Annotated in this window: 28 protein-coding genes and 1 pseudogene; 11 read left to right on the forward strand and 18 right to left on the reverse strand. The window is 68.6% G+C overall.

Annotation, left to right across the window (positions count from 1 at the left end; genetic code table 11):
- The 9 genes from ruvA to ABD768_RS32525 all read right to left on the reverse strand — a co-directional run bounded on the left by ruvA (position 1) and on the right by ABD768_RS32525 (position 7,287).
- Positions 1–603: a Holliday junction branch migration protein RuvA gene (ruvA, locus tag ABD768_RS32485; protein ID WP_344846992.1), complete on the reverse strand. Its 603-nt coding sequence runs from the start codon at positions 601–603 to the stop codon at positions 1–3.
- 16 nt (positions 604–619) lie between these two features.
- Positions 620–1,216 (reverse strand): crossover junction endodeoxyribonuclease RuvC, encoded by a 597-nt coding sequence (gene ruvC / locus ABD768_RS32490; RefSeq protein ID WP_343966041.1) that lies wholly within the window; start codon positions 1,214–1,216, stop codon positions 620–622.
- Between the two features lie 76 nt (positions 1,217–1,292).
- The gene (locus ABD768_RS32495; protein ID WP_344846994.1) at positions 1,293–2,462 is read right to left on the reverse strand and encodes a GNAT family N-acetyltransferase; all 1,170 of its coding nucleotides are present in this window, start codon (positions 2,460–2,462) and stop codon (positions 1,293–1,295) included.
- A 40-nt stretch (positions 2,463–2,502) separates the two neighbouring features.
- Positions 2,503–2,964: a hotdog fold domain-containing protein gene (locus ABD768_RS32500; protein ID WP_343966045.1), complete on the reverse strand. Its 462-nt coding sequence runs from the start codon at positions 2,962–2,964 to the stop codon at positions 2,503–2,505.
- 33 nt (positions 2,965–2,997) lie between these two features.
- Positions 2,998–3,759 (reverse strand): YebC/PmpR family DNA-binding transcriptional regulator, encoded by a 762-nt coding sequence (locus ABD768_RS32505; protein WP_343966047.1) that lies wholly within the window; start codon positions 3,757–3,759, stop codon positions 2,998–3,000.
- Positions 3,760–3,793: 34 nt separating this feature from the next.
- Positions 3,794–4,387 (reverse strand): pyridoxal 5'-phosphate synthase glutaminase subunit PdxT, encoded by a 594-nt coding sequence (pdxT, locus tag ABD768_RS32510; RefSeq protein ID WP_344846997.1) that lies wholly within the window; start codon positions 4,385–4,387, stop codon positions 3,794–3,796.
- Positions 4,384–4,944 (reverse strand): DUF6891 domain-containing protein, encoded by a 561-nt coding sequence (locus tag ABD768_RS32515; RefSeq protein ID WP_343966051.1) that lies wholly within the window; start codon positions 4,942–4,944, stop codon positions 4,384–4,386. The genes pdxT and ABD768_RS32515 overlap by 4 nt, the downstream gene beginning before the upstream one ends.
- Positions 4,945–4,953: 9 nt before the next feature.
- Positions 4,954–5,856 (reverse strand): pyridoxal 5'-phosphate synthase lyase subunit PdxS, encoded by a 903-nt coding sequence (gene pdxS, locus ABD768_RS32520; protein ID WP_343966053.1) that lies wholly within the window; start codon positions 5,854–5,856, stop codon positions 4,954–4,956.
- A 75-nt stretch (positions 5,857–5,931) separates the two neighbouring features.
- Positions 5,932–7,287, reverse strand: coding sequence for an aminotransferase-like domain-containing protein (locus ABD768_RS32525; RefSeq protein ID WP_344846999.1), 1,356 nt, complete (start codon positions 7,285–7,287; stop codon positions 5,932–5,934).
- 275 nt (positions 7,288–7,562) lie between these two features.
- On the opposite strand from ABD768_RS32525, the gene ABD768_RS32530 reads away from it, so the two are divergent.
- A complete protein-coding gene (locus tag ABD768_RS32530) occupies positions 7,563–9,215 on the forward strand; it encodes a bifunctional 3'-5' exonuclease/DNA polymerase (RefSeq protein ID WP_344847001.1) in 1,653 nt (550 codons plus the stop codon).
- Here the strand turns inward: ABD768_RS32530 and ABD768_RS32535 are convergent.
- Both ABD768_RS32535 and ABD768_RS32540 read right to left on the reverse strand, forming a co-directional pair.
- Positions 9,197–10,183, reverse strand: a complete 987-nt coding sequence (locus ABD768_RS32535) for a sigma-70 family RNA polymerase sigma factor (RefSeq protein ID WP_344847003.1) — start codon at positions 10,181–10,183, stop codon at positions 9,197–9,199. The two genes, ABD768_RS32530 and ABD768_RS32535, sit on opposite strands and share 19 nt — an antisense overlap.
- Positions 10,183–10,668, reverse strand: a complete 486-nt coding sequence (locus ABD768_RS32540; protein WP_343966061.1) for a hypothetical protein — start codon at positions 10,666–10,668, stop codon at positions 10,183–10,185. Before ABD768_RS32540 ends, ABD768_RS32535 begins: the two co-directional genes overlap by 1 nt.
- Before the next feature lie 118 nt (positions 10,669–10,786).
- Between ABD768_RS32540 and ABD768_RS32545 the strand changes: the two genes are divergently transcribed.
- On the forward strand, positions 10,787–11,578 hold the full coding sequence (locus ABD768_RS32545) for an S-methyl-5'-thioadenosine phosphorylase (RefSeq protein ID WP_344847005.1): 792 nt from the start codon (positions 10,787–10,789) through the stop codon (positions 11,576–11,578).
- Complete coding sequence (locus ABD768_RS32550) at positions 11,575–12,597, forward strand: NAD-dependent epimerase/dehydratase family protein (protein WP_344847007.1); 1,023 nt, start codon at positions 11,575–11,577, stop codon at positions 12,595–12,597. Before ABD768_RS32545 ends, ABD768_RS32550 begins: the two co-directional genes overlap by 4 nt.
- 76 nt (positions 12,598–12,673) lie before the next feature.
- On the opposite strand, the gene ABD768_RS32555 is transcribed toward ABD768_RS32550, so the two are convergent.
- Entirely contained in the window at positions 12,674–13,633 is a 960-nt protein-coding gene (locus ABD768_RS32555) for a hypothetical protein (RefSeq protein ID WP_344847009.1), read from the reverse strand.
- Between the two features lie 125 nt (positions 13,634–13,758).
- Entirely contained in the window at positions 13,759–13,944 is a 186-nt protein-coding gene (locus ABD768_RS32560; protein ID WP_344847011.1) for a hypothetical protein, read from the reverse strand.
- 127 nt (positions 13,945–14,071) lie between these two features.
- Here ABD768_RS32560 and ABD768_RS32565 point away from each other — a divergent pair, with 127 nt between their 5' ends.
- Entirely contained in the window at positions 14,072–17,824 is a 3,753-nt protein-coding gene (locus tag ABD768_RS32565; protein WP_344847013.1) for a S8 family serine peptidase, read from the forward strand.
- A 60-nt stretch (positions 17,825–17,884) separates the two neighbouring features.
- Here the strand turns inward: ABD768_RS32565 and ABD768_RS32570 are convergent, their stop codons facing one another.
- The gene (locus tag ABD768_RS32570) at positions 17,885–18,640 is read right to left on the reverse strand and encodes a class I SAM-dependent methyltransferase (protein WP_344847015.1); all 756 of its coding nucleotides are present in this window, start codon (positions 18,638–18,640) and stop codon (positions 17,885–17,887) included.
- 71 nt (positions 18,641–18,711) lie between these two features.
- On the opposite strand from ABD768_RS32570, the gene ABD768_RS32575 reads away from it, so the two are divergent.
- A complete protein-coding gene (locus tag ABD768_RS32575) occupies positions 18,712–18,900 on the forward strand; it encodes an MmyB family transcriptional regulator (protein ID WP_343966074.1) in 189 nt (62 codons plus the stop codon).
- 28 nt (positions 18,901–18,928) lie between these two features.
- On the opposite strand, the gene ABD768_RS32580 is transcribed toward ABD768_RS32575, so the two are convergent.
- Positions 18,929–19,375 (reverse strand): SDR family NAD(P)-dependent oxidoreductase, encoded by a 447-nt coding sequence (locus tag ABD768_RS32580; RefSeq protein WP_344847376.1) that lies wholly within the window; start codon positions 19,373–19,375, stop codon positions 18,929–18,931.
- The gene (locus tag ABD768_RS32585; protein WP_344847017.1) at positions 19,306–19,635 is read right to left on the reverse strand and encodes an SDR family NAD(P)-dependent oxidoreductase; all 330 of its coding nucleotides are present in this window, start codon (positions 19,633–19,635) and stop codon (positions 19,306–19,308) included. The genes ABD768_RS32580 and ABD768_RS32585 overlap by 70 nt, the downstream gene beginning before the upstream one ends.
- Before the next feature lie 113 nt (positions 19,636–19,748).
- Here ABD768_RS32585 and ABD768_RS32590 point away from each other — a divergent pair, with 113 nt between their 5' ends.
- Positions 19,749–20,192, forward strand: coding sequence for a MerR family transcriptional regulator (locus ABD768_RS32590; RefSeq protein ID WP_344847019.1), 444 nt, complete (start codon positions 19,749–19,751; stop codon positions 20,190–20,192).
- A 71-nt stretch (positions 20,193–20,263) separates the two neighbouring features.
- On the opposite strand, the gene ABD768_RS32595 is transcribed toward ABD768_RS32590, so the two are convergent.
- The gene (locus ABD768_RS32595; protein ID WP_344847021.1) at positions 20,264–21,430 is read right to left on the reverse strand and encodes a sensor histidine kinase; all 1,167 of its coding nucleotides are present in this window, start codon (positions 21,428–21,430) and stop codon (positions 20,264–20,266) included.
- Positions 21,427–22,125, reverse strand: a complete 699-nt coding sequence (locus tag ABD768_RS32600; protein WP_344847023.1) for a response regulator transcription factor — start codon at positions 22,123–22,125, stop codon at positions 21,427–21,429. Before ABD768_RS32600 ends, ABD768_RS32595 begins: the two co-directional genes overlap by 4 nt.
- Positions 22,126–22,247: 122 nt before the next feature.
- Here ABD768_RS32600 and ABD768_RS32605 point away from each other — a divergent pair, with 122 nt between their 5' ends.
- From ABD768_RS32605 to ABD768_RS32620, 5 genes and pseudogenes are all read left to right on the forward strand, one after another.
- Complete coding sequence (locus tag ABD768_RS32605; protein WP_344847025.1) at positions 22,248–22,913, forward strand: glycosyltransferase family 2 protein; 666 nt, start codon at positions 22,248–22,250, stop codon at positions 22,911–22,913.
- Positions 22,910–24,190: a DUF2064 domain-containing protein gene (locus ABD768_RS32610; protein WP_344847027.1), complete on the forward strand. Its 1,281-nt coding sequence runs from the start codon at positions 22,910–22,912 to the stop codon at positions 24,188–24,190. The genes ABD768_RS32605 and ABD768_RS32610 overlap by 4 nt, the downstream gene beginning before the upstream one ends.
- Positions 24,187–24,522: pseudogene (locus ABD768_RS43275) on the forward strand (MptA/MptB family glycosyltransferase); the annotation flags it as partial. The gene ABD768_RS32610 and the pseudogene ABD768_RS43275, both read left to right, overlap by 4 nt.
- A gap of 168 nt (positions 24,523–24,690) precedes the next feature.
- Positions 24,691–25,605, forward strand: a complete 915-nt coding sequence (locus ABD768_RS32615) for a glycosyltransferase 87 family protein (RefSeq protein ID WP_343966089.1) — start codon at positions 24,691–24,693, stop codon at positions 25,603–25,605.
- 5 nt (positions 25,606–25,610) lie between these two features.
- A complete protein-coding gene (locus ABD768_RS32620) occupies positions 25,611–26,468 on the forward strand; it encodes an ATP-grasp domain-containing protein (protein ID WP_343966091.1) in 858 nt (285 codons plus the stop codon).
- Positions 26,469–26,542 lie beyond the last annotated feature (74 nt).

Below are 26,542 nucleotides of genomic sequence, written 5' to 3' on the forward strand. Positions count from 1 at the left end.
CTACGCCTTCGAGAGGGCGCGGAGTGCGGCGCGGAGGAGATCGGGAACGGAAGGTTCTGTTTCACCCTGGGCCAGCGGTGAGACGGCGATGACCGCGTCGTCGGCGTCGCGGGCCGACCAGCCGAGGCCGACCAGACCGGCGTGGACCTGCTCGCGCCAGACCTCGGTGGTCGCCAGCGGACGGCCGGCGACCGTGCGGGAGGGGGCGCCGATCTTGTCCTTCAGCTCCAGGACCAGGCGTTGGGCGACCTTCTTGCCGACGCCGGGGATCTTCACCAGCATCGCGAGGTCTTCGGCGGCGACGGCTTGCCGGAGTTGGTCCGGGCTCAGCACCGCGAGGGCCGCCTGGGCCAGCTTCGGGCCGACGCCCGAGGCGGTCTGCAGCAGCTCGAACAGTTCCTTCTCGTCGGAGTCCGAGAAGCCGTACAGGGTCAGGGAGTCCTCGCGCACCACCATCGAGGTGGCGAGCTTGAACTCCTGGCCGGGGCGCAGCGTCGCCAGGGTGCCGGGGTGGCAGTAGAGCTGCAGCCCGACTCCCCCGACCTCGATCACACAACTGTCCAGCCCGATCGCGGCCACCGGGCCACGCACGAACGCGATCATCGCTTCCCTCCGAGAGTCATCGTCGGCCTTCTTGTGCGGCCACTGCGGCGCGCAGTCTTGCTACCTGCAGGCGGGATTGGGCTTGGGCCAGGGCTTCGAGGTTGGCTCGGCTGCCTGCTGCCTCCTCCAGGCGGCTGGTCACTCCACCTCGCCAGACATGGCAGATCGCCAGTGCCAGCGCGTCCGCCGCGTCGGCCGGGGTGGGTCGCTCGGCCAGCTTGAGGATGCGGGTCACCATCGTGGTCACCTGCTCCTTGCCGGCCCGGCCCGACCCGGTGACCGCCGCCTTCACCTCGCTCGGCGTATGCAGTGCCACCGGCAACCCCCGCCGGGCAGCGACCACCATCGCCACCCCGGACGCCTGCGCCGTGCCCATCACCGTCCGCACGTTCTGCTGGGCGAACACCCGCTCGACCGCGACCGCGTCCGGCCGGTGCTCGACGATCCACTCCTCCAGCTCGGCCTCGATCCGGACGAGCCGCTTGGCGACGTCCAGATCGGCCGGTGTCCGGATCACTCCGACGGCGATCATCTTCGGCGGCCGCCCAGGGCTGCCTTCGACGACACCGAGACCACACCGGGTCAGTCCCGGGTCGACACCGAGCACGCGCACTGGATCACCTCCGAACGTTTGTTCGACAACCCTAGACGTCCGGCTGGAGGCGACGAAATCGACTCGCTGAAGGAGATCAGAAGTAGTCGAGCATGTACGACGTAGCGCCCGAGAAGGCGGTGTCGATCGCCCCGTCGTCGGCGGCCGCGCCACCCCACGCCAGCCCGGCCTTGCGCACGGCAGGCAGTGGCGTACCGGCGTACAGGGCGGTCAGGCCGCGGGAGCCGAGGCGTAGGGCGTCACCACTGGAGGTACTAGGTGTCAGGGAGCCGGAGCCGTCGGAGACGGACAGGTGCCAGCGGCCGGTGTTGGCGCCCAGCTCGGAGTCGTCGAGGTCCAGGTCGACCTCCAGGGAGGCTCCTGGCGCGAAGCCGCGGGCGGAGATGGCGGCCGGCGCGTCCAGCACCCGCAGCATCCAGCGCTCGATCAGCGCGTTCTTGTCCGCTTCTGTGGGGACCAGGAGATGTGCAGGGTCGTCCGGCGACAGGTAAGCGTCCACATCGGTCGAGATGGAGGACCCCGAGCCGACCACCGCCCACAGGGCGCGCGCAGTGGCTTCAGAACCCGCAATCAGCTCCTCCACGCGCAGCTTGCCGCTCTGCCAGCCATAGACGACGAACCCGTCCTCTGCCAGGTAGCAGAAGCTGTTGTCCTCCCCCAGCCACTCGGCCACCTTCGCCTCAGGCCAGACAATCGGTCCGTTGCTCCGCCCACTGCTGTGCAGCTGCCCAGCCAACTCCAGGAAGCGGCCTGCGTCGGCAGGACCGGCTCGGCGGACACTGACCTCCTTGCCGCCCAGCGAACGCAGGTCTGCCGCCGGGAACGTGTACCGGTACCGCCCACCACCGAACTCGTACCCCAGGTGCCGGTAGATCACAGTGGTAGCCGGGTAGAGCGCCGACAACGGGTACCCGTGCTCAACAGCCCGGGCGAGGATCCCCCGCATCACCATGCTGCCGACCCCACGCCCCCGGTACTCCGGTGCGACGACAACCCCGGCGACCCCGGCCATCGGCACCTTGCGCCCGCTCCACCACTGCTCGAACGGCCAGTACCGGGCGGAGGCGACCACCTCGTCACCATCCATCACACCGACTATCCGGCGGCCGGCGATCCAGGCCTGCGCATCCGCTTTCCACTCCTCGCGACGCCCGGCCTCCAGCAACCCGAAGGAGCGGGAGCGCACGCGCAGTACGTCGTCCAAGTGCTCGGTCTGGACATCCACCAACCGCAAGTCGTCAGCCACGCTCAGACCCTACGACGCGGGCGGCCCGGAGTACCTGGGGTTATTTCTTGTCCGTCACCCAGAGGTTGATCGTGCCCTGCACCACGACCGTCCCGTCGGTGCGGGTCGCCTTGACCTGGACAGGGACGTCGGGGCCGGCCGTCCACGCGTCCGGGTCGGTCTCGGCGGAGCAGGTGAGGTCCGAGGTGGACTTGGCGAGGTACTCGACCTCCATCCCCTTCGGCAGCCAGCGCTTGCCGGAAGGGATGGTCGCCTCGGCCAGGGCGCCCATCGCCGCCTCCAGGCCGTTGCAGACGGCGATCGCGTGCACGGTGCCGATGTGGTTCTGCACTGCCCGGCGCTTCGGTAGTACCAGGGAGGCGTAGTTCGGGCTCACCTGGACGAAGCGCGGGCGGACCGAGCGGAAGTACGGCGCCTTCAGCGTGAAAGCCAGCGAGAACAGCCGCGAACCGCCCGGAACCCCACGGAACTTCTCCCACATGCGCAGCACGTCGTTGGCCATGCCGCACATGTTACCCACGGGTAAGGCGAAATGTCAGCCGACCTCGGCCATGACCTCGTCGGAGACGTCGAAGTTGGCGTAGACGTTCTGCACGTCGTCGCTGTCCTCGAGGGCGTCGATCAGACGGAAGATCTTGCCGGCGCCCTCGGCGTCCAGCTCCACCGTCATCGACGGGACGAAGGACGCGTCGGCCGACTCGTAGTCGATGCCGGCCTCCTGCAGCGCGGTCCGGACCTTGACCAGGTCGCTGGACTCGGAGATCACCTCGAAGGACTCACCCAGGTCGTTGACCTCGTCGGCGCCCGCCTCGAGCACGGCCTCCATCACGTCGTCCTCGGAGTAGGTCTTGCCGTCCTGCTCCTTGTTCACCACGATGACGCCCTTGCGGTTGAACAGGTACGCGACGCTGCCCGGGTCGGCCAGCGAACCGCCGTTGCGGGTCATCGCGGTCCGGACATCGGCCGCCGCGCGGTTGCGGTTGTCGGTCAGGCACTCGATCAGCATCGCGACGCCGTTCGGCCCGTAGCCCTCGTACGTGATCGACTGCCAGTCCGCGCCACCCGCCTCGGCGCCGGAGCCGCGCTTGACGGCGCGGTCGATGTTGTCGTTCGGGACAGAGGACTTCTTCGCCTTCTGGACCGCGTCGTACAGGGTCGGGTTGCCCGCGAGGTCGCCACCGCCCGTCCGGGCGGCCACCTCGATGTTCTTGATCAGCTTCGCGAAGAGCTTGGCGCGCCTCGAGTCGATGACCGCTTTCTTGTGCTTGGTGGTGGCCCATTTGGAGTGGCCTGACATCGCGAACCCAACCCTTCTACCGCCTGCAACTGACCTAGAGGTCGCGCACCAGATCGGCGAAGTAGCCGTGCAGCCGAGCGTCACCCGTCATCTCGGGGTGGAACGACGTGGCCAGCAGCCGATCGTGGCGAACCGCGACGATCCTACCTGCGCCCGCGCCCGACCTCACCGTCGACAGTACTTCGACGTCGCGCCCGACGCGTTCCACCCAGGGTGCCCGGATGAACACCGCGTGGTACGGCGTGTCGAAGGCCGCGAAGTCGAGATCGGCCTCGAACGAGTCGACCTGCCGCCCGAACGCGTTCCGGCGGACCGTCACGTCCAGGCCGCCGAGCGTCTCCTGGCCGTCGATCCCGCCGGTGATCTCGTTGGCCAGCATGATCATGCCGGCACACGTCCCGAAGGTCGGCATGCCGTCCGCGATCCGCTTCTGCAGCGGCTCGAACAGCTCGAAGGTCCGGGCCAGCTTGTCCATCGTGGTCGACTCGCCACCGGGCAGCACCAGCCCGTCGACCTCGGCAAGCTCGGACGGCCGGCGTACCGGGCGTGCCTCGACGCCTACCTGGGCCAGCATGGCCAGGTGCTCACGCACGTTGCCCTGCAGCGCGAACACGCCGATAACCGTCACAGCTGAACCCTTCGTTGCCAGTCGATGGTCACTTCGATGCGGCCCTCGTCGAAGACCGCCGGTAGGTCCCGCTCGTGCAGCAGAGCCAGTACGTCGTCCAGCAGCGACTCCCCCGGCGCGACGTTGGCCGTGTCGGGGTGCCAGACCTTCAGCTCGAGCATGCCGAAGTCCACCGCGTGCCAGACGTCCGTGTCGGTGAAGAAGACCAGACCCTTCGGATCCGCGGCCGACTCCAGCACGGCACGCGCAGCGTGGTGATCCGACGTGTAGCGGACCACTACGACGCCCAGCGACCCCAGCTCGGCCAGTACTGCGTCCAGCCGGTCCGGGTCGGTCGTCTCCGGCCAGTCGGCCGCATCGGCCGCCACCGCAGCCACTGCCTCGTCGACCAGCTCGGGCACGAGCACTGCCGGGTCTGCCGCCGGCGCATCCTCCTGCACGGCCTCGGTCAAGGCAGCCGTGACAGCAGCGCGATCGGCGTACCCGGAACGGACCAGGACGCGAGCAAGACCGCGCAACTCGCGCGCGGTCCGCTCACCTACTGCTTGCTCTGCCACCGGTGTTGCTTACCAGCCGCGCTCGGCGAGGCGGTGGGGCTGGGGGATCTCGTCGACGTTGATGCCGACCATGGCCTCGCCCAGGCCGCGGGAGACCTTGGCGAGGACGTCCGGGTCGTCGTAGAAGGTGGTGGCCTTGACGATCGCCTCGGCGCGCTGGGCCGGGTTGCCGGACTTGAAGATGCCGGAGCCGACGAACACGCCTTCGGCGCCGAGCTGCATCATCATGGCCGCGTCGGCCGGGGTGGCGATGCCACCGGCGGTGAACAGCACGACCGGGAGCTTGCCGGCCAGTGCGACCTCCTTGACCAGCTCGTACGGCGCCTGCAGCTCCTTCGCCGCGACGTACAGCTCGTCCTCGGGCAGGTTCTGCAGCTTGCGCAGCTCCTGGCGGATCTGGCGCATGTGGGTGGTCGCGTTGGACACGTCACCGGTGCCGGCCTCGCCCTTGGAGCGGATCATCGCCGCGCCCTCGGTGATCCGGCGCAGCGCCTCGCCCAGGTTGGTCGCGCCGCAGACGAACGGAACGGTGAAGTTCCACTTGTCGATGTGGTTGGCGTAGTCGGCCGGGGTGAGCACCTCGGACTCGTCGATGTAGTCGACCCCGAGGCTCTGCAGGATCTGCGCCTCGACGAAGTGACCGATCCGGGCCTTGGCCATCACCGGGATCGACACGGTGTTGATGATGGATTCGATCATGTCCGGGTCGCTCATCCGGGAGACGCCGCCCTGGGCGCGGATGTCGGCCGGGACCCGCTCGAGCGCCATCACCGCGACGGCTCCGGCGTCCTCGGCGATCTTGGCCTGCTCGGCGGTGACGACGTCCATGATCACGCCGCCCTTGAGCATCTCGGCCATCCCGCGCTTGACCTTGGCGGTACCGGTCTGCGGGGTGTTCTGGGTCTCGGTCACTGCATCCTCCTGGTCGCGGTCTGGCACGAGTCCAGCCTAGGACGAGTGGCCTGCTGACCTTCAGTCCACTCTGAATCAACTGGACTGCTTCAGTGCCTCTCCCAGCCGGGCGACGACGAGCCGCAGAGTGGCCGGCGGTGCGGTGAACGGGATCCGGATGTGCCGTCGGTCGGTGCCGTCCGGCGTGAACAGATCCCCCGCGCCCAGTAGCAACCCCTGCTCGCGTGCAGCCTCCAGCACCTTTCTGGCCCGTACTTCGGTGAGCTCGAGCCACAGCGTCATGCCACCGGTCGGCGTCGGCCAGGCCACGCCGTCGAGTGTCTTGAGCCCGGTCTCCAAGGCCGCCAGGTTGGACCTCAGGCGTGTCTTGCGCCGGGAGATCACCCGGTCGAGCCTGCCGAGGATCGCCTGGGCCAATAGGTCGTCCAGCGCACTAGGGGACGTCACGCTGAGCTGTGCCGACGTGTTGATCCGCCGCCTGAGCTGCCGGCCGGTACGGACCCAGCCGACCCGCAGTCCGCCCCAGACGGTCTTGCTGAGTGAGCCGACACTGACAGTGCGCGGGTATCGGCTCAGCGGCTCGGCCTGCTCTCCACTGGCGAGCCAGAGCGGCCGCATGGTCTCGTCGCTGATCAGTGCGGCGTCGTAGCGCCGGGCGATCTCCACTACGGCCGTACGCCGGTCCGCTGGGAGGCTGAGGCCGGTCGGGTTGTGGTTGTCCGCCTGGAGGTAGATCATCTTGGGCTTGTGGCGCCTACAGAGATGGGCGAGCTGGTCGGTGTCCCAGACGCCTGCGGGCCAGCCCACTACGTCCAGTCGGTGTCTTCTCAGTAGGTCGAAGGCTGCTGGGTAGGTGGGCGACTCGGTGATTGCAACGCCGGGTCCCAGGTCCAGGCCGGCTAGGGCCGCGTTGAGGCCGGCTGCGGCGCCTACGGTCAGGGTCAACTGGCCTGGTTCGGTGGGGACGCCTTCGAGGGTGAGACGCTCGGCTAGCGCAGTACGGAGGTCCAGTGAGCCGCCAGATGGTGGGCCGTCGCCGCCCATGGCCTGCGGGAGGCCCTCGGCGATGATCTGCGCGGCCACCTCAGCCACGTCGTGTGGAGCGGCCGTGGTGGCGAAGCGGAGGTCGAGCAAGGGCTGGTCACCCGCCGACACCGTCGAGGCGGGGGCAATGGGGTCCAGCAGGCGGTCGAGCGGCCTTACGTGCGTACCGGAGCCTCGCTTTGTCTCCAGTACGCCGTCCGCGCGCAGTTGATCGAGCGCGCGCACTACGGTCACTCGGCTCAGGCCGAGGCGCTCGGCGAGCACTCGCTCCGACGGGAGGCGGGACCCGATCGACAGGTCGCCGCGCTCGATCCGGCGCAGCACCAGGGCCTCGACCTGTTCGGTCTTGGTCCCGTCCGCTGGATCCAGATCGCTCCCCCGCCACATAAGTCCAGTGTCACACGATTGGCCTCACTCCACCCTCCACCTCCCACCCCCAGCCGCCTCCGACGAGCGCCGGCTGGGTGGGCATTTGAGGGGTTACCCCCTCAAATGGTGGGTTGTCACCCCTGGCTCAGGGGTGACAACCCACAACCTCGGGGGTTAACCACCCAGATGGCGGGCGTCGAGGGGCGGGCTTGGGGTTGGGCCGGTGGAAGGCGGGTGAGGTAGTCGTCGTGGTGGGATGGGGAAATGTCGGTGCCAGGTGTGAGGATCAGCGCATGGATGAGCGGTGGGCGATCGCGCCGGTTGAGGGTGGTGGGGCGCTGCTGGTCGCCCTCCACCCGGACGGCCAGCCCGCCGGTCCGGTGCTCCGTGAGCCGGACCTGGCCGCCGCTGTCGGGTCTCGGCCGGAGGTGACTCGCTGGGTCTGGCGGTCATCGCCGGAGATCTACCCGCGGTTGCTGGCGGCCGGCGTACGGGTCGAGCGGTGTTATGACATTGAGTCGGCCGAGTTGTTGTTGCTCGGGCATGAGGGGCGGTGGGGTGAGCCGCGGTCCGCGGCGGCGGCTTGGGCACGGTTGAGTGGGAAGCCGGTGCCTGCTGATCCGCCGTTGCGCTCGACGACGCCTGGCGAGCAGTCGTCGCTGTTCGAGATCCAAGAAGAGCCGATCGGGTTCGAGGCGCTGCTGCGCGTCTATGCGGAGCAACTCCGTCGGCATCAGCAGGCGGAGTATCCGGAGCGGATGCGGTTGCTGACGGCCTCCGAGTCGTCGGGGATGCTCGTGGCCGCCGAGATGGATCGCGCTGGGCTGCCGTGGAGCGCTTCGCGGCATCGCGCTTTGCTGACCGAGCTGTTGGGGGAACGGTTCGCGGGGTCCGGGGAACCGCGGCGGTTGACCGAGTTGGCGGATCAGATCTCGGAGGCGTTCGGGCGGCGGGTGCGGCCGGAGTTGCCGGCGGATGTGCTGAAGGCTTTCAAGCAGGCTGGGTTCCAGGTCACGTCGACGCGCAAGTGGGAGCTGGAGCGGATCGAGCATCCGGCGGTGGCGCCACTGCTCGAGTACAAGACGCTCTATCGGATCTATACGGCCAACGGATGGTCGTGGCTGAGCGACTGGGTGCATGACGGGCGGTTCCGGCCTGGGTTCATTCCGGGTGGCACGGTGTCCGGGCGGTGGGTGACCAACGGCGGCGGTGGACTGCAGATTCCGAAGGTGATCCGGAAGGCCGTGGTGGCGGATCCGGGGTGGCGGCTGGTGGTGGCCGACGCGTCGCAACTGGAGCCTCGGGTGCTGGCGGCGATCTCGCGTGATCCTGGGTTGATGGAGGTCGCCGGTGACTCGGGAGATCTGTACAAAGCTGTTTCGGACAAGGCGTTCTCGGGTGACCGTGGGATGGCGAAGCTGGCCGTGCTGGGTTCGATCTACGGGCAGACGTCCGGTGACGGGCTGAAGAATCTGGCGATGCTGCGGAAGCGGTTCCCGAAGGCGGTCGCGTATGTGGACGATGCGGCTCGGGCCGGGGAGGAAGGCCGGTTGGTGCGGACCTGGCTCGGGCGGACCTGTCCGCCGTCGGGGTCGCCGATCGACGACGCGCTGCTGGAGGGGCCGTCGGAGGAGCGGCAGACCGATGCACGGCATGCTCGGGCTCGTGGACGGTTCACGCGGAACTTCGTCGTCCAGGGGTCGGCCGCGGACTGGGCCTTGTTGATGATGGCTGCGTTGCGACAATCCATCGTTGATCTCAAAGCCGAGTTGGTGTTCTTCCAGCACGACGAGGTGATCGTGCATTGCCCTGCTGATGAAGCCGACGAGGTGGCTGCGGCTGTTCAGGCCGCGGGCGATCTGGCGGGCCGGATCACTTTTGGGGAGACGCCGACCCGCTTTCCCTTCACCACGGCCATCGTGGAGTGTTATGCCGACGCGAAATGAGTAGGTAGCTCGAGGCGTTCGAAGTCGGTGAGCTCGAAGGCGGTCATCTCGGCGATCAGGCCGTCCTCGATCCGGAAGACATCGATGCCGAACGGGCGATAGAGGTCGTCGCCGGGCACCCGGAGGTATGTGGCCAGGGCCGGCTGGCGGTTCACGCTGATGGGGATGAACCGCCAGTCGCCGCGGTTGGCGTCGCCGTCGGGGTCGAGGTTGGCGGCCATGATCCGCTGAGCGTCCGTGCGGCCTTCGAACCAGAACGGGTACGGCGGCATGGTGATGCGGATGTCCTCGTGCATCAGCTGGGCGATGCCGGCTGAGTCGGCTCGCTCCCAGGCGTCCATGTACTTCTTGAGCAGCGCCTGCTCCTCGGCCGACGGGTCACCGGTGGGGGCCCACTCGGCGCGTCGGGGTGGCAGCTGCTCACGGAGTACCGGGCGGGCTCGCTGGAGGGCGCTGTTGACCGAGGCGACGGTGGAGTCGAGGAGGTCGGCGGTTTCCTTGGCGGACCAGCCGAGTACGTCTCTCAGGATCAGTACTGCGCGCTGGCGCGCCGGGAGGTGCTGGATCGCGATGAGGAAGGCCAGCTCGATCGTCTCGCGGCGCACGACGGCTGCGTCGGGCTCTTCGGCTCGGTCCAGGAGGACATCGGGGTAGGGCTGCAGCCAAGGGAGGTCGGTGCGGGCGATGGCTTCGCCGGTTGGCCAGGAGGCGGGTTCCAGTTGGTGCGGGAGGACGCGTTGCGGGCGGCGTACGTCGTCGATGCAGGCGTTGGTGGCGATCTTGTACAGCCAAGCGCGGAAGGACGAGCGGCCTTCGAAGTCAGTGCGTTTGCGCCAGGCGCGGAGGAAGGTCTCCTGGACCATGTCCTCGGCGTCGTCGTAGGAGCCGAGCATGCGGTAGCAGTGGACGCGTAGCTCGTGGCGGTACTGCTCTGCCTGGGCAGCGAAGGTTTCCTCGGTGACAGTCATCAGCTGCCGTCTTCCAGTTCGATGGTGGCGGGCATGGGGGCATGGCCCGCTAGGCGGAACCAGGTGACGATGCGGCGGCTCCGGAGTACGCGGGTGGAGACCACGATGTCGTTGTGGAATCGCCTGGCCAGTTGGACCCGGCGTACCGCAGTACCGAGCTCTGTTGCCCAGGGCTCGACGTCTGTGCCGGTTGCTCCGATTGCTCGGGTCAAGGCCGACTCGGCTCGCTCGCGGGTGTCGCTGGTCGCAGTACGGGCGCGGTGGGCTGCATCCAGCAAGAGTAGGGAGGAGGCGGGGTCTAGTGCGCCGCTGCCGGCTAGCTCGGCTACTAGGGCCGAGCGGCGGGCTAGTTCGGTCTCCAGCGAGGCGCGGGCGGTGGCGACGCGGTGGTGGAGGCGGTCGAGGCGGCCGGCGGTCCAGCTGCAGTAGCCACCGAGCAGGAGCAGCAGGACTCCCACCAGGATCAGCACGACAGAGACCTTCACGGGGACATTCGACCATCAATCACTCGGCTGCCGGCTCCACCTCCCCCGCCGATTACGGAGCGCTGACGGTCCGGGCGGATCGGGTAGTTGCCGGGCCGCGGGATTCTAGGGTCGGGGCATGGCGGAAATCGGTGTGATCGGTGGGTCTGGCTTCTACTCGTTCCTGTCCGGGGCGCGGACGGTGGAGGTGACGACGCCGTTCGGGGCACCCAGTGAGATGCCGGTGGTCGGGGTTGTCGGTGGGCGGGAGGTCGCGTTCATTCCGCGCCATGGCGGGGATCATCGGTTCCCGGCTCATCGGGTCAACTACCGCGCGAACCTGTTCGCCCTGCACCGGCTTGGCGTCCGGCAAGTGCTGGCGCCCTGCGCTGTCGGCTCTCTGCGCGAGTCGCTGACGCCAGGGACTTTGGTGGTGCCCGACCAGTTCGTCGATCGGACCTGGGGGCGGGAACATACCGTCTACGACGGCACCGGGCCGGTTGTACATGTCTCGGTGGCGGATCCGTACTGTCCGGCCGGACGGGCCGCAGTGATTGCCGCGGGCAACGGGTCGGTGGTTGCCGAGGGCACCATGGTGGTGATCAACGGGCCGCGATTCTCGACCCGTGCGGAGTCGCAGTGGCATGCGGCGCAGGGGTGGTCGGTGGTCGGAATGACCGGCGCTCCGGAGGCGTCGATCGCCCGGGAGCTGGCTCTGTGCTACACGTCGGTCGCTGTCGTCACCGACCACGATGCGGGGGTCTCGGTGGGTGGTGGCGTTACCCAGGCGGAGGTGTTCGAGGTCTTCGGCCGGAGCATCGAACGGTTGAAGGGCCTGCTGACCGAGGTGATCGGACAGCTGCCCAAGGTGGACGAGGATTGCACCTGCCGGCACGCGTTGGACGGTACGGCCGGAGAGGACCTCTGGTGAAGATCCTGCTGACGGGCGGGGCCGGTTTCATCGGCCGGCACGTCCACGCGCAACTCCTCGCCGACGGGCACTCAGTGCGTGTGCTCGACTCGCTCCGCCCGGACGTGCACGACGTCCCGCCTGTCATCGACGGCCTGATCGTCGGGGACATCCGCGATGCCTCGGTGGTCTCGGAGGCGTTGCAGGGCGTGGATTCGGTCGTGCATCTCGCCGCGAAGGTCGGCCTCGGCGTCGATCTCGACGACATGGACGACTACGTCAGTACCAACAGCCTCGGTACCGCCGTACTGCTGCGCGCTCTCGGGCGGCAGGGTGTGCAGCGACTCGTCTATGCCAGCTCGATGGTCGTCTACGGCGAAGGCCACTACGAATGCGACCGCCACGGCCCCGTCGCCCCTGGCCCGCGCCGAGTCGAAGACCTCGACTCCGGCCGTTTCGAACCACCCTGCCCGGTCTGTTCTGAACCCCTGCGGCCGGGCCTGGTGAGTGAGGACGCTCCCACTGACCCTCGGAACACGTACGCCGCCACCAAACTCCACGGCGAACACCTGGCCGCCACCTGGTCCCGCGAGACCGGTGCCCACGCAACCGCCCTCCGCTTCCACAACGTCTACGGCCCCGGCATGCCCCGCAACACCCCGTACGCCGGAGTGGCCGCGATCTTCCGCTCCATGCTGGAACGAGGCGAGGCGCCGAAGGTCTATGAGGACGGCGGCCAGCGCCGCGACTTCATCCACGTCGCCGACATCGCCTCCGCAGTAGTGGCCGCCGTCAACGCCCCCACTCCCCCACCGTTCGTCGCATACAACGTAGGCAGCGGCACTGTCCGCACAATCGGCGACCTGGCCTCTGAACTGGCCCGCGCCTACGACGGCCCGGCCCCCGTAATCACCGGCGCCTACCGCCTCGGCGACGTCCGCCACATCACCGCATCATCCGACCGCCTACGCGAGCACCTCCAGTGGAAATCCGACTACGACCTCCGCACCGGCATCGCAGACCTCATCCACAACGGCTGAACGGAAAAGCCCAGGTCGGGGGACCTGGGCTTCTGCCGGTACTACGAGATCGTGGTGCTCAGCGCATCGGGCGAGCTCACTCGCCGATGAGGTTGGTGTTGGTGATGTAGCGGAAGTGGACGGTGCCGTTCTGCGGCAGAGCGACGCTGCCGATGGTGTTGACGACCGTCTGCGAGCCCTTGGCTTTGCTGAGGGCGTACACGGTGGCGGTGTGGGCTGTGTTGTTGAAGCCGGTGAGTAGCGTGCCGCCGCTGTTGCCGCAGCGCTCGGCGACCAGCTGCTGGTAGGCGCCGAAGCCGGTGGTGCGGACCGCCTTGAGGGTGCCCTTCAGCGTCGTCGTCTTGGGCAGGTGGATGGTGTAGATCCCGCCGGCCTTGGTAACTCCCAGAAGCGTGTCGTAGGTCGCGGCCTCGGCGATCGTGGTGATCGACCTGAACGACTTGTAGCCGACCGCGCTGCCGGCGGCCGAGACCGGACCGGTCGGGCCGTTGATGCTGTAGCGGTACAGCGAACCGTTCGTGCTCAAGCCGTAGAGGTACGAGCGTTCCGCGACGTTTTGTCCGTTGACGTAGCGCGAGCTCGCAATGGAGGTGAAGCTGGCCCAGCCGGTACCGAGCCGCTTCCAGCTGACCACCGGAGTCGTGGTCGTCGGAGTCTTGTACGACTCGACGGCGGTGTACAGGCTGCCGCCCACCAGGAGCATTCCGGTGAAGTACTTCGTGGTGCCTGAGCCTGCCCAGGCGAACCAGGTGGAGCTCGCGCGGACAGCGAACATCTTGTACGACCCGGCCTCCTCCTCGGTCACCGGCCTGGTCGCGGTGATCCGGTAGCCACCGTTCTGACCGGCGGCGGTCACGGCGCCGACAACGACCGAGCAAGCCCCGGTTGCGGCCTTCGCCCTGACGATCGGCTCTGCTCCGGTCGCAGCCCGCGGCTGGGGTTTGCCCTGCACCTCTGCGCCGGCCGGGTTGGCCGCCACAGCCCCCGTGACCAGGCTCAGCCCGGCCACAGCAAGAGCAAAACGACGAATTCTCATCTGCAAGTTCTCCCTGTAGTACTCGATGCCCCCCGAGGGCTTCACGAACCCACAAATGTCCGCTCACCCTAGCCACTCGAACCCCCCACCAGAACGTCATTGCAGCAAGCTGCAACCAGCCCGAGTCATTTCGTTGGCCTGAGCCGTGTCCACTGGACGCGGGTCAGCCAGGAGAGCGTGTACTCCGGAGCGGTGAGGTGTGACGACATGGCGAGCGGGAACCCGAAGTCTTGAGGCCAGATGGGGGCGAGGAGCTCTTCGACGGCGGCGATGGAGGGGACGACCGGTCCCTCGGCAACGTTCCACGTCACCACGAGGGTGCTGACTGCGTGCCCATTTTTGCCAAAATTGGGGTGTTGCTGGCGGAAACGGGCAATTCGTTTACTCCTGTCCCCGGTGCTGATCAGATTCGGTCACCCCTGATCACCGGAGGACTCCATGCATTCTTCTGCCCGTCGGCTGCTCGCGCCGGCCGCAGCGCTTCTCCTCGTCGCCGGTCTCGCAACTCCGACGACGGCTGGCGCTGCACCTCCCCCAGCACTCCCCACCGCCGGCGGCGCGACCGCAGGGACACCCCTCGACCTCACGCTCATCACCGGCGACAAGGTCACGGTCGCGCCCGGTCCCGGGCGGGCTGTGTCGGTGCAGGCCGTCGTACGCGCTCCGCGATCGACCGGACCGGTACGGGTCAGCGTCGAGAACGGCGACACGTTCGTCTACCCCGGTGCCGCGATGCCGTACCTGGCGACCGGGCAGCTCGACAAGCAGCTGTTCAACGTCAGCGAACTGGTGGCCCAGGGGTACGACAACGCCCGGAGCAAGGACCTCCCGCTGGTCCTCACCGGTTCGCCCGGTGTGGCCGCCAAGTCCGCGCGCCGCTCGGCGCTGCCGGGCACGACCACCACGCTGGACCTGCCGTCGGTCGACGGCGCGGCCGTCAAGGCCGAGAAGGCGGAAGCGGCCGTGCTCTGGTCGGCGCTGACCGGGCAGAGCGGCGTACAGGCAAAGGCGGTCGCCGCTGCCGCGCCCTCGTTCGCAGCGGGAATCGGCAAGGTCTGGCTGGACAGCAAGGCGCGGACGATGCTCGCGGACACCACCGCACAGATCGGCGCGCCCGCGGCGTGGGCGGCGGGAGTGACCGGTACGGGCGTACGGGTCGCGGTACTGGACTCCGGCGTAGACCTGGGGCACCCGGACCTGGCACCGCGGATCGTGGCGACCAAGAGCTTCGTGGCCGGTGAGGACGTCGTCGACCGCAACGGTCACGGCACGCACACCGCGTCGACTGTCGCCGGTACCGGCGCGGCCTCGGACGGCAAGGAGCGTGGCGTCGCACCGGACGCCGATCTCATCGTGGGCAAGGTGCTCGGCGACAGCGGCTCCGGCCCGATCTCCGGCATCATCGCCGGGATGGAGTGGGCGGCGCGGACCGAGCACGCCAAGGTGATCAACATGAGCCTGGGTACGCCGGCCTGGCACACCCAGGACGATCCGCTGAGCCAAGCCGTGAACCAGCTGAGCGCCGAGACCGGTGCCCTGTTCGTGATCGCCGCGGGCAACTCGGGAAGCAACCCGTACAGCGTCAGCTCCCCCGGTACGGCGGACGCCGCCCTGACCGTCGGCGCGGTGGACGGCTCGGACCAACTGGCCGACTTCTCCAGCGTCGGCCCGCGGCTGATGGACGACGGACTCAAGCCTGACCTGACCGCACCCGGTGTCGACGTACTGGCCGCGCGGTCGCAGTACACGAACGACGGCGGCGAGGGCTACTACCGGACCGACAGCGGTACGTCGATGGCGGCTCCCCACGTCGCCGGCGCGGCCGTCCTGCTCGCCGCGCAGCACCCGGACTGGACCGGGCAGCAGCTCAAGGACGCGCTGATGAGCACCAGCAAGCTGACGCCCGCGTACACGGCGTACCAGGCGGGGACCGGACGCGTAGACGTCGCGGCAGCCTCGCTGCACGGCCAGCTCATCGCCACCGGCTCGGTCGACGCCGGGCTCGTCCCCTGGTCGCCGAAGCCGGCCCGGACGCCGGTGAAGCGGCAGATCAGCTACCACAACACCACGGAGCTGCCGATCACCCTGCGGCTGTCCACTGACCACGCCGGGATCTTCGGCCTCGCAGCTACCCAGGTGACAGTGCCTGCGCGAGGCACCGCCTCAGTCGGTTTCACTGCAGACCCGAACGGACTGGCTCCCGGTCAGTACGCCGCCCAGGTCATCGCGACTTCAGCGACCGGCACTGTCCACACGGCCGTCGGACTGGCCGTCGAGCCGAAGAAGTACAACCTCACCGTCCATCTGAAGGACCAGGCCGGCAAGCCGGTCAGCGGTGAGGTCGAGGTCACCGGCGCGGACGGGAAGTCCACCGTGCTGTGGGCGGCCGATGGCAAGCTCACCAGCCGCTGGGCGCCCGGCTCGTACACGATCATCTCGACCCTGGACGTGCCTGGCAGCAACGGCCCGCACTCGCTCGGCCTGGCCTTCCTGACCGCTCCAGAGGTCGACCTGACCGGGGACCGGGACGTCGTCCTGGACGCGTCGCGGAGCCGTCCGATCAAGGTCGACACGCCCAAGCCGACGACCGTCACCACGAGCAGGTTCGACCTCTTCCGGTCGTTCACCTCGGCGCAGCCGACCCCCGACGACACGGCGGCGCTGCACGAGATCTACATGCCGCCGCCGGAGTACGACAGCTTCTGGGCGCTGCCGACGAAGAACAAGGTCCGCACCGGCAGCTTCGTGCTGACCACCCGGTTCCGGGCCGAGCAGACGCCGCTGACGATCAGCTACAGCGGTCACAGCCTCGACGACTCGCTGCTCGTCCAGCCCGGCTCCCCGGCGTTCCGCGCCGGCACGACGCGCGTCACGGCCGTCTTCGCCGGTACCGGCACACCTGCCGAGTACGCCGGCCTGGCCGCGCGCGGCAAGGCGGTCGTCGTTCGCAACAGCATCGACGTACCGCCCGCTGACCGGGCCGCCGCGGCGCACGCTGCCGGCGCGGCCATGCTGCTCGTGGTCAACGACGGCATCGGCCGCTACAACGACTGGTACGGCGAAGCCGACGGCCGGACCCTCGGGCCGATCGCGACGGCGTCGCTCACCCTCGACGACGGCGAGGCCCTGATCAAGAAGCTCGCCACGCGTCGTACCGAGCTGACCGTCGCGGCCAATCCGGTGCCGTCGTACCTGTATGACCTGGTCGACTACCACCAGGGCAAGGTCCCGGACGACCCGTCGGCGGCCACGGACCCCGGCAGCCTCGCCCGGATCGACAACGACTTCGCGCCCCCGAACGGTCAGCAGGTCGTGGAGAGCCGCGAGGACAGCCCGGCGTACGAGCACTGGCCGGCGGCCTTCCCGTACGCCGTCTTCGGGTCGGTCCGGGTACCGCGGTTCCCGGCGAAGCCCGCGGTCGGGCACCGGACGGACTGGGTGTCGGCGGGCGCGAAGTGGCAGCAGTACGCCTCGATCAACGGCTGGTCGACGTTCACCGACATCACCAGCTACCAGCCGCGCAGCGTGCAGAGCCAGCGCTGGTTCGGCCCGATCGTGCGGCCGCGGATGCTCGAGTTCGAGCTCCCGCACCGGGTCGGCAACGCGATGGGCGGCATGATCGCCGGCTTCGGTGACGGCGGGTCCGCGCACAGCGGCGACTCGCTGATGACACGCAGCTTCGCCCTGTACCAGGGTGAGGAGAAGCTGGTCGGCAACGGCCCGCGGCCGGACTTCGGCGTGGGCGACCTGGCGCCCGAGAAGCGCCCGTACCGGCTGGTGGCCGACACGATCGGAAACGCCGAGCTGACGCCGTACTCGACGACCACGCACACCGAGTGGAGCTTCACCTCCAGCGAGGCGGAGAACCAGCCGCTACCACTGGCCCAACTCGACTACGCCGTCGACGTCGACGCAACCGGCCGCGCAAAGCGAAACTCGCTCTTCGCCATCAAGCCGGTGGTCCTGGGCAGCAGTGCCCGGCAGGACGAGGTGGTCTCGGTCGGGCTGGAGGTCTCGTACGACGACGGCACAACCTGGCAACGCCTACAACTGAAGGAGACCAAGGGCAGCTGGGAGACGCACCTGCAAGCGCCACCGCGCGCCGGACAGGTGTCGATCCGAGTCACCGCCAGACAACGCAACGCCGGCGGCATCACCCAAACAATCACCCGAGCCTTCGGCCTCAGATAACCCAGGCGGGCGACCGGCGACACCGGTCGCCCGCACTTCCTCGGACTGTCAGCTCGTTGGCTATGCCTTGCTCGCCACGACCGTGTAGTTCTCGGCCTCGGGGTTGTACGTGCTGCGTTCCGTGCGGAGTCCGGCCTGGTGCAGCTCGGCTGTGAGTTCGTCGTGGCGGTAGGGCCAGCACGACAGCAGTTCCGAGCGGACGAGAACCGGCCCGGCCGCATCGACTTGTGCGATCGCGATCTCGATGTGGTGCTCCTCTTCCCACTGCGACGCAATGTCCCAGCGGTAGATCACGACGGCATCGCGCCCGTTCCGGCGGACAAGATGATCGCTGATATCCAGCCGGGAACCTCTGGACCGCACGAGTTCCCAGTTGCGGGAGGTAAGTACCAAGCGGCCGCCGGGGCGCAGAAGCCGTGACATCGACTCCAGAGCAGCATCCCTGCCTCTCGCGCCCTCGGCGTGGTGCAGCGAGTTGCCGACACAGAACACCATGTCGAAGGTCTCGTCGTCGAAATGGTCGGGCAACTCTTCCCAGTTCGCCCGCTCGGCCCGGACGGGTGCCCCGAACTCTTCAGCCAACTCCGCAGTACGACGAACCATCGCTTCGCTGGCGTCAGTTGCGGCCACCTGCATGCCACGACCGGCGAGGCCGACCGCCAACTGTCCGGTTCCGCACGAACAGTCGAGGACACGAGCGTTCGACGGCAGCAGACTGATGACGTCGTCGAACGACGCAGCGAACTCGGCCGGGGTCAGCTTCGCATCCGAGATGAGCCACTCGTACACCTCGGCAAGCTCGTTGTAGCTCGTCACAACAACTACCTCCACACGGGGCTGGCTCACGGTCGGACGTCAGTACATCAGCGGAGCAAGACGGACCACCAATGGTTTTGCAAGGGGGCCGCCCACAGAACAGCGGCAACCTCCATCCAGTACTGGGGGAACTCGAGCTGTACGCCCAGCGCCTGGTGGATCCCGACGAGGGGCAGGAGCTGCTGGTCTTCGTGGCAGAACCCGGCACGCCGAGCGCCGAGAAGCTGCAGTCGCTGGAAACCGTGACCGCAGCACCCTGACCTCGACGGGATCGGGATCCAGGGGCTGTCAGGCGAGCTGCTGGTAGAACAGGGCCGGGTCGCCGGCGAGTGAGGACTTCACCATTGCCGTCCAGTCGTCGACGACGACCTCGATCGAACCGGCGGACAGGCCGTCGAGCGCACGGCGCGTCACCTCGCGCGGATCGACCTTGGGTCCGTCGTACCCGGCCATCATGTCCGTGTCGGCGGCGCCGAGGTGAACGCCCTGGACGAGCGTGCCCTGGTCGGCGAGCTCGAGGCGTACGGCGTTGGTCATGTTCCACTCCGCTGCCTTGGCGACGGCGTATGCTCCGGCACCCGGGGCGGCGAACCACGACAGCGCCGAGAGAACGTTCACGACAGCGCCCCCGCCGTTGGCGGCGAGGATCGGACTGAACACCCGGATCACGTCGAGCGTGCCCCAGAAGTGTGTGTCCAGCTCACGCCGGATCTCGGCGAGCTCGCCGGTGACCAGGCGGGCGCCGGTCGTATGCCGGCGTTGTTCACCAGCAGGCTGACATCCCCCGCGGCGGCCGCCGCCGCGACGACGGACTCGTGATCGAGCAGGTCGAGCCGCAACGGCACCACCCGGGGATCGTCGAAGTCGAGTGTCTCGGGACGACGAGCGGTCGCGTAGACCTTGCTCGCCCCCCGTTCGAGAAGTTCGAGGACGAACTGACGGCCGATGCCGCGGTTGGCGCCGGTGACGAGGGCGATCTGGTCGGTGACGTTCATGGGTTTCCAGTCTCTTGTCTAGAGGTCGGGGCCGGGCCGTACCCGGCACTGGCTACGCTAGAACCTGACGTTGACGTGAAGGTCAAGCCGGATCAGTTCACCGAGAGGAAAAGATGCGGATCGGCGAGCTCGCGGATCGAGCCGGAGTCAGCACCAGGGCACTGCGGTACTACGAGGAGCAGGGCCTGCTCACCTCCGAACGCACCGCCAGCGGCCAGCGCGTCTACGCCGAGGCGGCCGTTGAGCGGGTCCAGCTGATCCAGCAGCTGTTCACCGCCGGCCTACCCAGCCGGACCATCGTTCGGCTGCTGCCCTACATCGACGCCGGGCACGCCACACCCGAGTCCTTCGAACTCCTCGCCGCCGAACGCGACCGCATCACCACCGCGATGACGGAACTCGCCGCCGCCCGCGACGCGCTGGACCGCATGATCCACATCGCGAATCACCCAACCCCCGAACACTGCCCCGCCCTCCGAGAGCCCGCCTGGGCGCCGTACGTCGAGGCGGGCATAGATCCGACCCCCGTGGATGAAGCCGCTGCCGTCACCGTCTGACCAGCACTAGGTCTCCACCCGGCGACAGTCCACCAGCCCCACCACCGACCCAACCCCGGCGCGTTGGGGTTTTAGGAGGGGGTGGTTACGGGTGGGAGTTCTATTTTGAAGGTGCAGCCGCCGGGGATGTTGGTGACTGCGATCTCGCCGTCGTGGGATTCGACTACGCCTCGGGCGATGGCGAGGCCCAGGCCACCGCCGCTGCTGGTGGTGCTGCTGGTGGTTGCCAGGCCGTTGGCGGGGGTGCGTTGTTCGTCGCCTCGCCAGCCGATGTCGAAGACTCGGTCGAGGTCGTCGTCGGGTATGCCGCCGCAGCCGTCGGTGACGGCCAGGCGGACCCGGCCGTCGTCCTCGCGGGCGACCATGACCTTGACGGTGCCGCCGTGTTCGGTGTGGCGGATCGCGTTTCCGACGAGGTTCGTGACCGCGCGGGTCAGCTCGTCCGCGTCGCCGTGGACCGCGAGACGGTCGTCGTCGGACGGTGTCGACACCGTCAGCGACACGCCTTCCGAGCGGGCGTGCTCGCAGCTCTCCCCCACCACGTCCTCGGCCAGTTCGCGCAGGCTCACGGACGACCGTCGACGCGGTGGCGGCGCGGCGGACAGGCGGGACAGTTCGAAGAGGTCGTCGACCAGCCCGGTCATCCGGTCCACCGTCGCGCGCATCTGCCGCAGAGCGCCCGGTACGTCGTCGATCACCCCATCCTCCAGCCCCTCCGACACAGCCCGCAGCCCAGCCAGCGGCGTACGGAGGTCGTGGGACATGAAGGCGACCAGCTCGCGCCGACTCGCCTCCAACGCGCGCTCGCGCTCGTTCGACGCAGCAAGCTTCTGACGAGTCATCTCCAACTCGTCCGTGATCGCCGCCAACTCGGCAGGCACGTTCGCGAGGCCTTCGACCGGCTCGTACGACGTACCGAGGTGCCGCAGCCGTCGTCCGACGTCACGTGAGCCGGTACTGATCCAGTGCCCGAGCAGCACCGACATCGCCAGCCCCAGCAACCCGGAGAACGCCAGCGTCCACAGCACCACCAGCGAGTCGTGGGCCGAGATGAACATCGCCTGCACGCTCTGCGTCACCGCAGCAAGCGCACCGAGCATCGGCACCAGCCCGGCGACGATGATCGTGATCCGCAGCGACTTGCGCCGGAACCGCCACAGCACCGCCGCACCGAGCAGCGCGACGATCAGCGTCCAGCCCGCGGTGAGCGCGAGGATCGTGAACTGGTCGCGGTTCATTCGGCCTCACCCGCGAAGCGGTATCCCGTCCGGGGCACGGTCAGCACCAACTGCGGATCCGACGGATCCACCTCGATCTTCTCGCGCAGCCGGCGTACGTGCACGGTCACGGTCGACGAGTCACCGAAGTCCCAGCCCCACACCCGCCGCAGCAGCTCCGCCTTCGTATACGCCTTGCCCGGATGCGACACCAGGAACGCCAGCAGATCGAACTCGCGATGCGTCAACGACAACGCGACACCGTCGAGCGTGGCGATCCGGGCAGCGGTATCGACCGTGATCGGCCCGGCGCGGAGCTTGGTCGGCGTCAGGTCCAGCCCAGCCAGCCGTTCCTCCCGCCGCAGCATCGCCTGCACCCGCAGTGTCAGTTCGCGCGGGCTGAACGGCTTGACCACGTAGTCGTCCGCGCCGAACTCCAGCCCGACCAGGCGGTCCTCTTCCTCACCCCGGGCCGACAGCATGATCACGGCGGCGCCGTCGTCGGCGGCACGCATCCGGCGCAGTACCTCCAGACCGGACAGTCCGGGCAGCATGACGTCCAGTACTACGACCGACGGCTTCCACTGCTGCCACACCTCGACCGCCATCACGCCGTCGGCGACCACGCGGGCGTCGTACCCGGCCTTGGTCAGGTACGCCGAGACGACGTTCGACACGGTCGGGTCGTCGTCCACCACGAGCACACGAGTAGCCACTGGTCGAGCGTAGATCGTCCATCTGGCCGAATGCGCCACCTGGCCCGCTACGGAGTGGGACGTAAGCGACCCGTATCCGGTACTGGCCCCTGAAACCGGCCGATGCTCCCTACGGTCGAAGAGTGCAGCCAGTAGACGCCGAAGTCGATCTCATCCTCCCGTGCCTCAACGAGGCCGCCGCCCTGCCTTGGGTGCTCACCCGGCTGCCGGCCGGAGTACGGGCCGTTGTCGTCGACAACGGCTCCACCGACGGGTCCGCGGAGATCGCTGCCCGGCTGGGAGCGCTAGTGGTGCCGTGCGAGGCCCGCGGGTACGGCGCCGCTTGCCATGCGGGTCTAGAGGCCAGTACTGCGCCAGTGGTCGCCTTCCTCGATGCGGACGCCTCCCTGGATCCGCGGCAGCTCGTCCGGGTGACTGCACCCGTGCTGTCCGGGCAGCTCGACCTCATGCTCGGCAGGAGGCGGCCGGTGTCGCGCAACGTGTGGCCGTGGCATCTGCGGCTGGCGAATGCGGAGCTGTCGAGGCGGGTGCGTCGGCGTACCGGCGTACAGCTCAGGGATCTTGGGCCGATGCGGGCAGCGCGGCGGGAGGCCTTACTGGGGTTGGATCTGCTCGACCGGCGGTCGGGGTATCCGCTGGAGACGGTCGTGAAGGCGGCAGACGCGGGGTGGCGGATCGCGGAGGTCGATGTGGACTACCTGCCGCGCTCTGGGCGCTCCAAGGTGACCGGTACGCCGCTGGGCGCCGCGCGGGCCGTGCTGGACATGTCGAAGGTGCTGTCGGCGTGAAGGCGGACACGCTGATCGTGATCGCCAAGGAGCCGGTCGCGGGGCGAGTGAAGACGCGTCTGCAGACCGAGTTCACCCCTGCGGAGGCGGCAGCGCTTGCCCGGGCCTCGCTGGCCGACACCCTTGCAGCGGTCCGCAATACGCCGGTACGCCGGTACGTGCTCGCCCTGGACGGGCAGAGCGGACCGTGGTTGCCCAGCGGCTTCGAGGTAGTCGAGCAGCGGGGTGATGGGCTGGCAGAGCGGCTCGCAGAGGCGTTCGAGGACGCGTACGCCGGTGGGCCGATGCTGCTGGTCGGTATGGACACCCCTCAGATCACCCGGGAGCTGCTGGACGTCGACTGGGCCGATCACGACGCTGTGCTGGGGTTGACCGAGGACGGTGGCTACTGGGCTCTCGGGTTGCGTCAACCGGACCGGCGGGCGCTGGTCGGCGTACCGATGTCCACTGATCACACCGGGGCGGATCAGCTGGCTCGGTTGCGGTTGCTCGGGTACAAGGTGTTGTTGCTGCCGATGTTGCGGGACATGGATACGCCGGAGGATGCGGCGGTGTTGGCGGCGTGCTTCCCGGCGCTGCGGATGTCGCGGTTGCATGGGCGGTTGCAGCATTCGGCGTCGCCGGGGTTGTTGTTCGAGAAGGCGCTCTCTGGGGCGCGGGTGGTTGCCACTGGCATCGATGGGCAGCAGGTGCCGTCGCTGTGCGAGGTGGATCGCTGGCAGGCGCCGGCGGATGAGGTGGATCGGTTGGCGCTGAGTCGGTGTGAGGGGCCGGTGCTCGATATCGGGTGCGGGCCGGGGCGGATCGTCACGGCGCTGGCGGAGCGCGGGATTCCGGCGCTCGGGGTCGATATCTCGGCGGAGGCTGTCCTGCTGACCACCAACCGAGGTGCTCCTGCGCTCCGGCGTCCGGTGCAGGAACCGCTGCCGGGCGAGGGGCGCTGGGGAAGCGTTCTCTTGATGGACGGCAACATCGGCATCGGTGGAGCGCCCGCGCTGCTGCTTCGCCGTTGCGCGGAGCTGGTCCGGCCCGACGGTCTGGTGCTGGTTGAAGTCGATCCCGACGACAACCTCGATGACACCGCTCCGATCATCCTGCACGCTGACGGCGGCCGTCGCTCAAGACCTTTGCCCTGGGCAAGGGTCGGCACCCGGGCAGTACTGCGCCACGCCCTCGCCGCAGACCTCCTAGCCACTGAAGACTGGCGCACCCCGCACCGAGCCTTCCTGGCCTTCCGCCGAGCCCCCGCAACCCTCCGCCAGGCGTCCTACCGATGAAGGCGAACGAGGCGCCCAGAGATCGCCGAGGCGGGGTGGGGCTGGCAGCTGGCGGGGCTGTTGCGGTTGCTGTGTCGGTTGGCGTTCTAGCGGCGGAGGCTGCTGGATGGTGGCCGAATCTGGGGCTGGTCGCTGGATGTCTGGTGGTGTTTGGTGTCGGGTGGCTGGTGACCAGGCGGCCGGCTGGGGCGCGCGTAGTACTGGCTGTGGTTGCGGTGGCGGCGCTGTGTCAGGTGCCTGGGTTGTTCAGAGCACCGATCACTAGCACCGACGCCTACCGGTATGTGTGGGATGGGCGGGTGCAGTTGGCTGGCAGCTCGCCCTACAGTCACGTGCCGCTGGCTGACGAGTTGGCTCGCCTGAGGGACCCCGTGCTGTTCCCAGGGCTCTCCCCTGCCGATCGGTCCGGGGTGACCGGCCCACCGAGGGTCCCCCGGGACCCAGCAGCGCTAGCGGCCGCATCCGAGGATGATCCGCGGACGAAGATCAACCGGCCGCGCGTGCCGACCATTTACCCGCCAGTGGCTCAGGCCTACTTCGCCGCAGTCGCCCTGGTCACCCCCTGGTCGGCAGGCACGTTCGGACTCCAGGTAGCGGCTGCAGCACTCGCCGTCGCCCTGACCGCGCTCCTGGCTAGCCAACTCAAGCGCACCAACCGCGATCCACGCTGGGCTCTCCTGTGGGGTTGGTCACCGATAGTGGTCCTGGAGGCAGGCAGCGCAGCCCACGTCGACGTGCTCTCGGCCCTCCTCATCGCAGCCGCAGTAGCCGTAGCAGCCCGCCGCCGACCGATCCTCGCAGGACTACTCCTCGGCGCCGCCGCGGCCACCAAACTCCTGCCCCTCCTCCTGCTCCCAGCCTTCACCGCAATCAAGAAGAGAGACCTCCGTACGCCGCTGGTTGCCATCGGCACCTTCGTCGCCAGCTACATCCCCCACCTGCTCGCCGCAGGCACCCTGGTGATCGGCTTCCTCCCCGGCTACCTCACCCAGGAAGGCTTCGACGACGGCAGCTCCCGCTCGGCGATTCTCGCGCTGCTGTTGCCTCCTGAGGCCCGCCAGCTCGCCGCCGGCCTACTCGCGGTGACGCTCGCCATCGTCGCCCTGCAGCGCCAGGGCCGCGAGCCGATCGCCGTCACCTGCTGCTGGCTGTACGGCGCCGCGCTGCTCGTCACCACACCGACCTACCCCTGGTACGGACTCCCCTTGATCGCCCTCGCCGTACTGGCCAACAGGTTCGAGTGGCTCGTCGTACCGGTCGCGGCCTACCTCGCCTACGCCAGCTTCGGCCACGACCAGCGCCAGGGCCTGATCTACGCGGCGGCCCTTGTCATCGTTGTCATCGCGATCACGCTGCGTCAGCGAAGCGCCACACCAATCCGGTTTGACGAACCGATCGGGGCACGCCAACACTGAGCGACGTGAGAATCGCTCTGGTTAATTCGGCCGACCACGCCGAGCTGCACCCGCACGACCTGCCGCTCGCGGCCGCCCTCCGCGACGCCGGGCTCGACCCGGTGGCCGAGGTGTGGACCGATCCGTCGGTCGACTGGTCCTCGTACGACGCGGTGCTGCTGCGCGCCGTCTGGGACTACCACCGGCGCTACCTCGAGTTCACCGAGTGGCTCGGCCAGCTCGACAAGGCCGGCGTCCCGCTCCTCAACGAGGCCGGCCTGGTCCGCTGGAACGCCGACAAGCGCTACTTGCTCGAGCTGCGCGAGCGCGGCGTCGCGATCGTGCCGTCGCAGGTTGCGGCCGGCGCCTGCCTGCGCGAGGTCGTCGGCGGGCTGGACGGCCAGGAGATCGTGATCAAGCCGACCGTCAGCGCGACGGCCCACAACACGATCCGCGGCACGGCGGGCTCGACCGCGCTCAGCGACGCGATCGAGGACCTGCCCGACGACGTCTACCTCGTGCAGCCGTTCCAGCCGGAGATCCAGAGCGAGGGCGAGTGGTCGCTGATCTTCTTCGGCGGCGAGTTCAGCCACGCGGTCCTGAAGCGCCCGGCAGCTGGTGACTACCGGGTGCAGCACGACTTCGGCGGTACGGCTGAGCTGCTCGACCCGCCCGCGGCCGTCCTCGACGGCTCGATCGCGGCCATCGCGGCGGCCAAGAGCCGCAAGGCCCCCGTCTACGCCCGCGTCGACGGCATCGTCAGCAACGGCCGCTACCTGCTGATGGAGCTCGAGCTGATCGAGCCGTACCTGTTCCTCCCGGAGGCACCCGACGCGACCACCCGCTTCGCCACCGCGGTCGCCGACCGGCTCAGGCCCGCTTAAGTAGAGTATTCGAGTGGACTAACTCTCATATAGTAAGACGCGCTCCGGAACCCTGCCGGGCGGGCCTAGCGTTT

The sequence above is a fragment of the Kribbella ginsengisoli genome (assembly GCF_039537185.1).
Lineage (GTDB): Bacteria > Actinomycetota > Actinomycetes > Propionibacteriales > Kribbellaceae > Kribbella > Kribbella koreensis.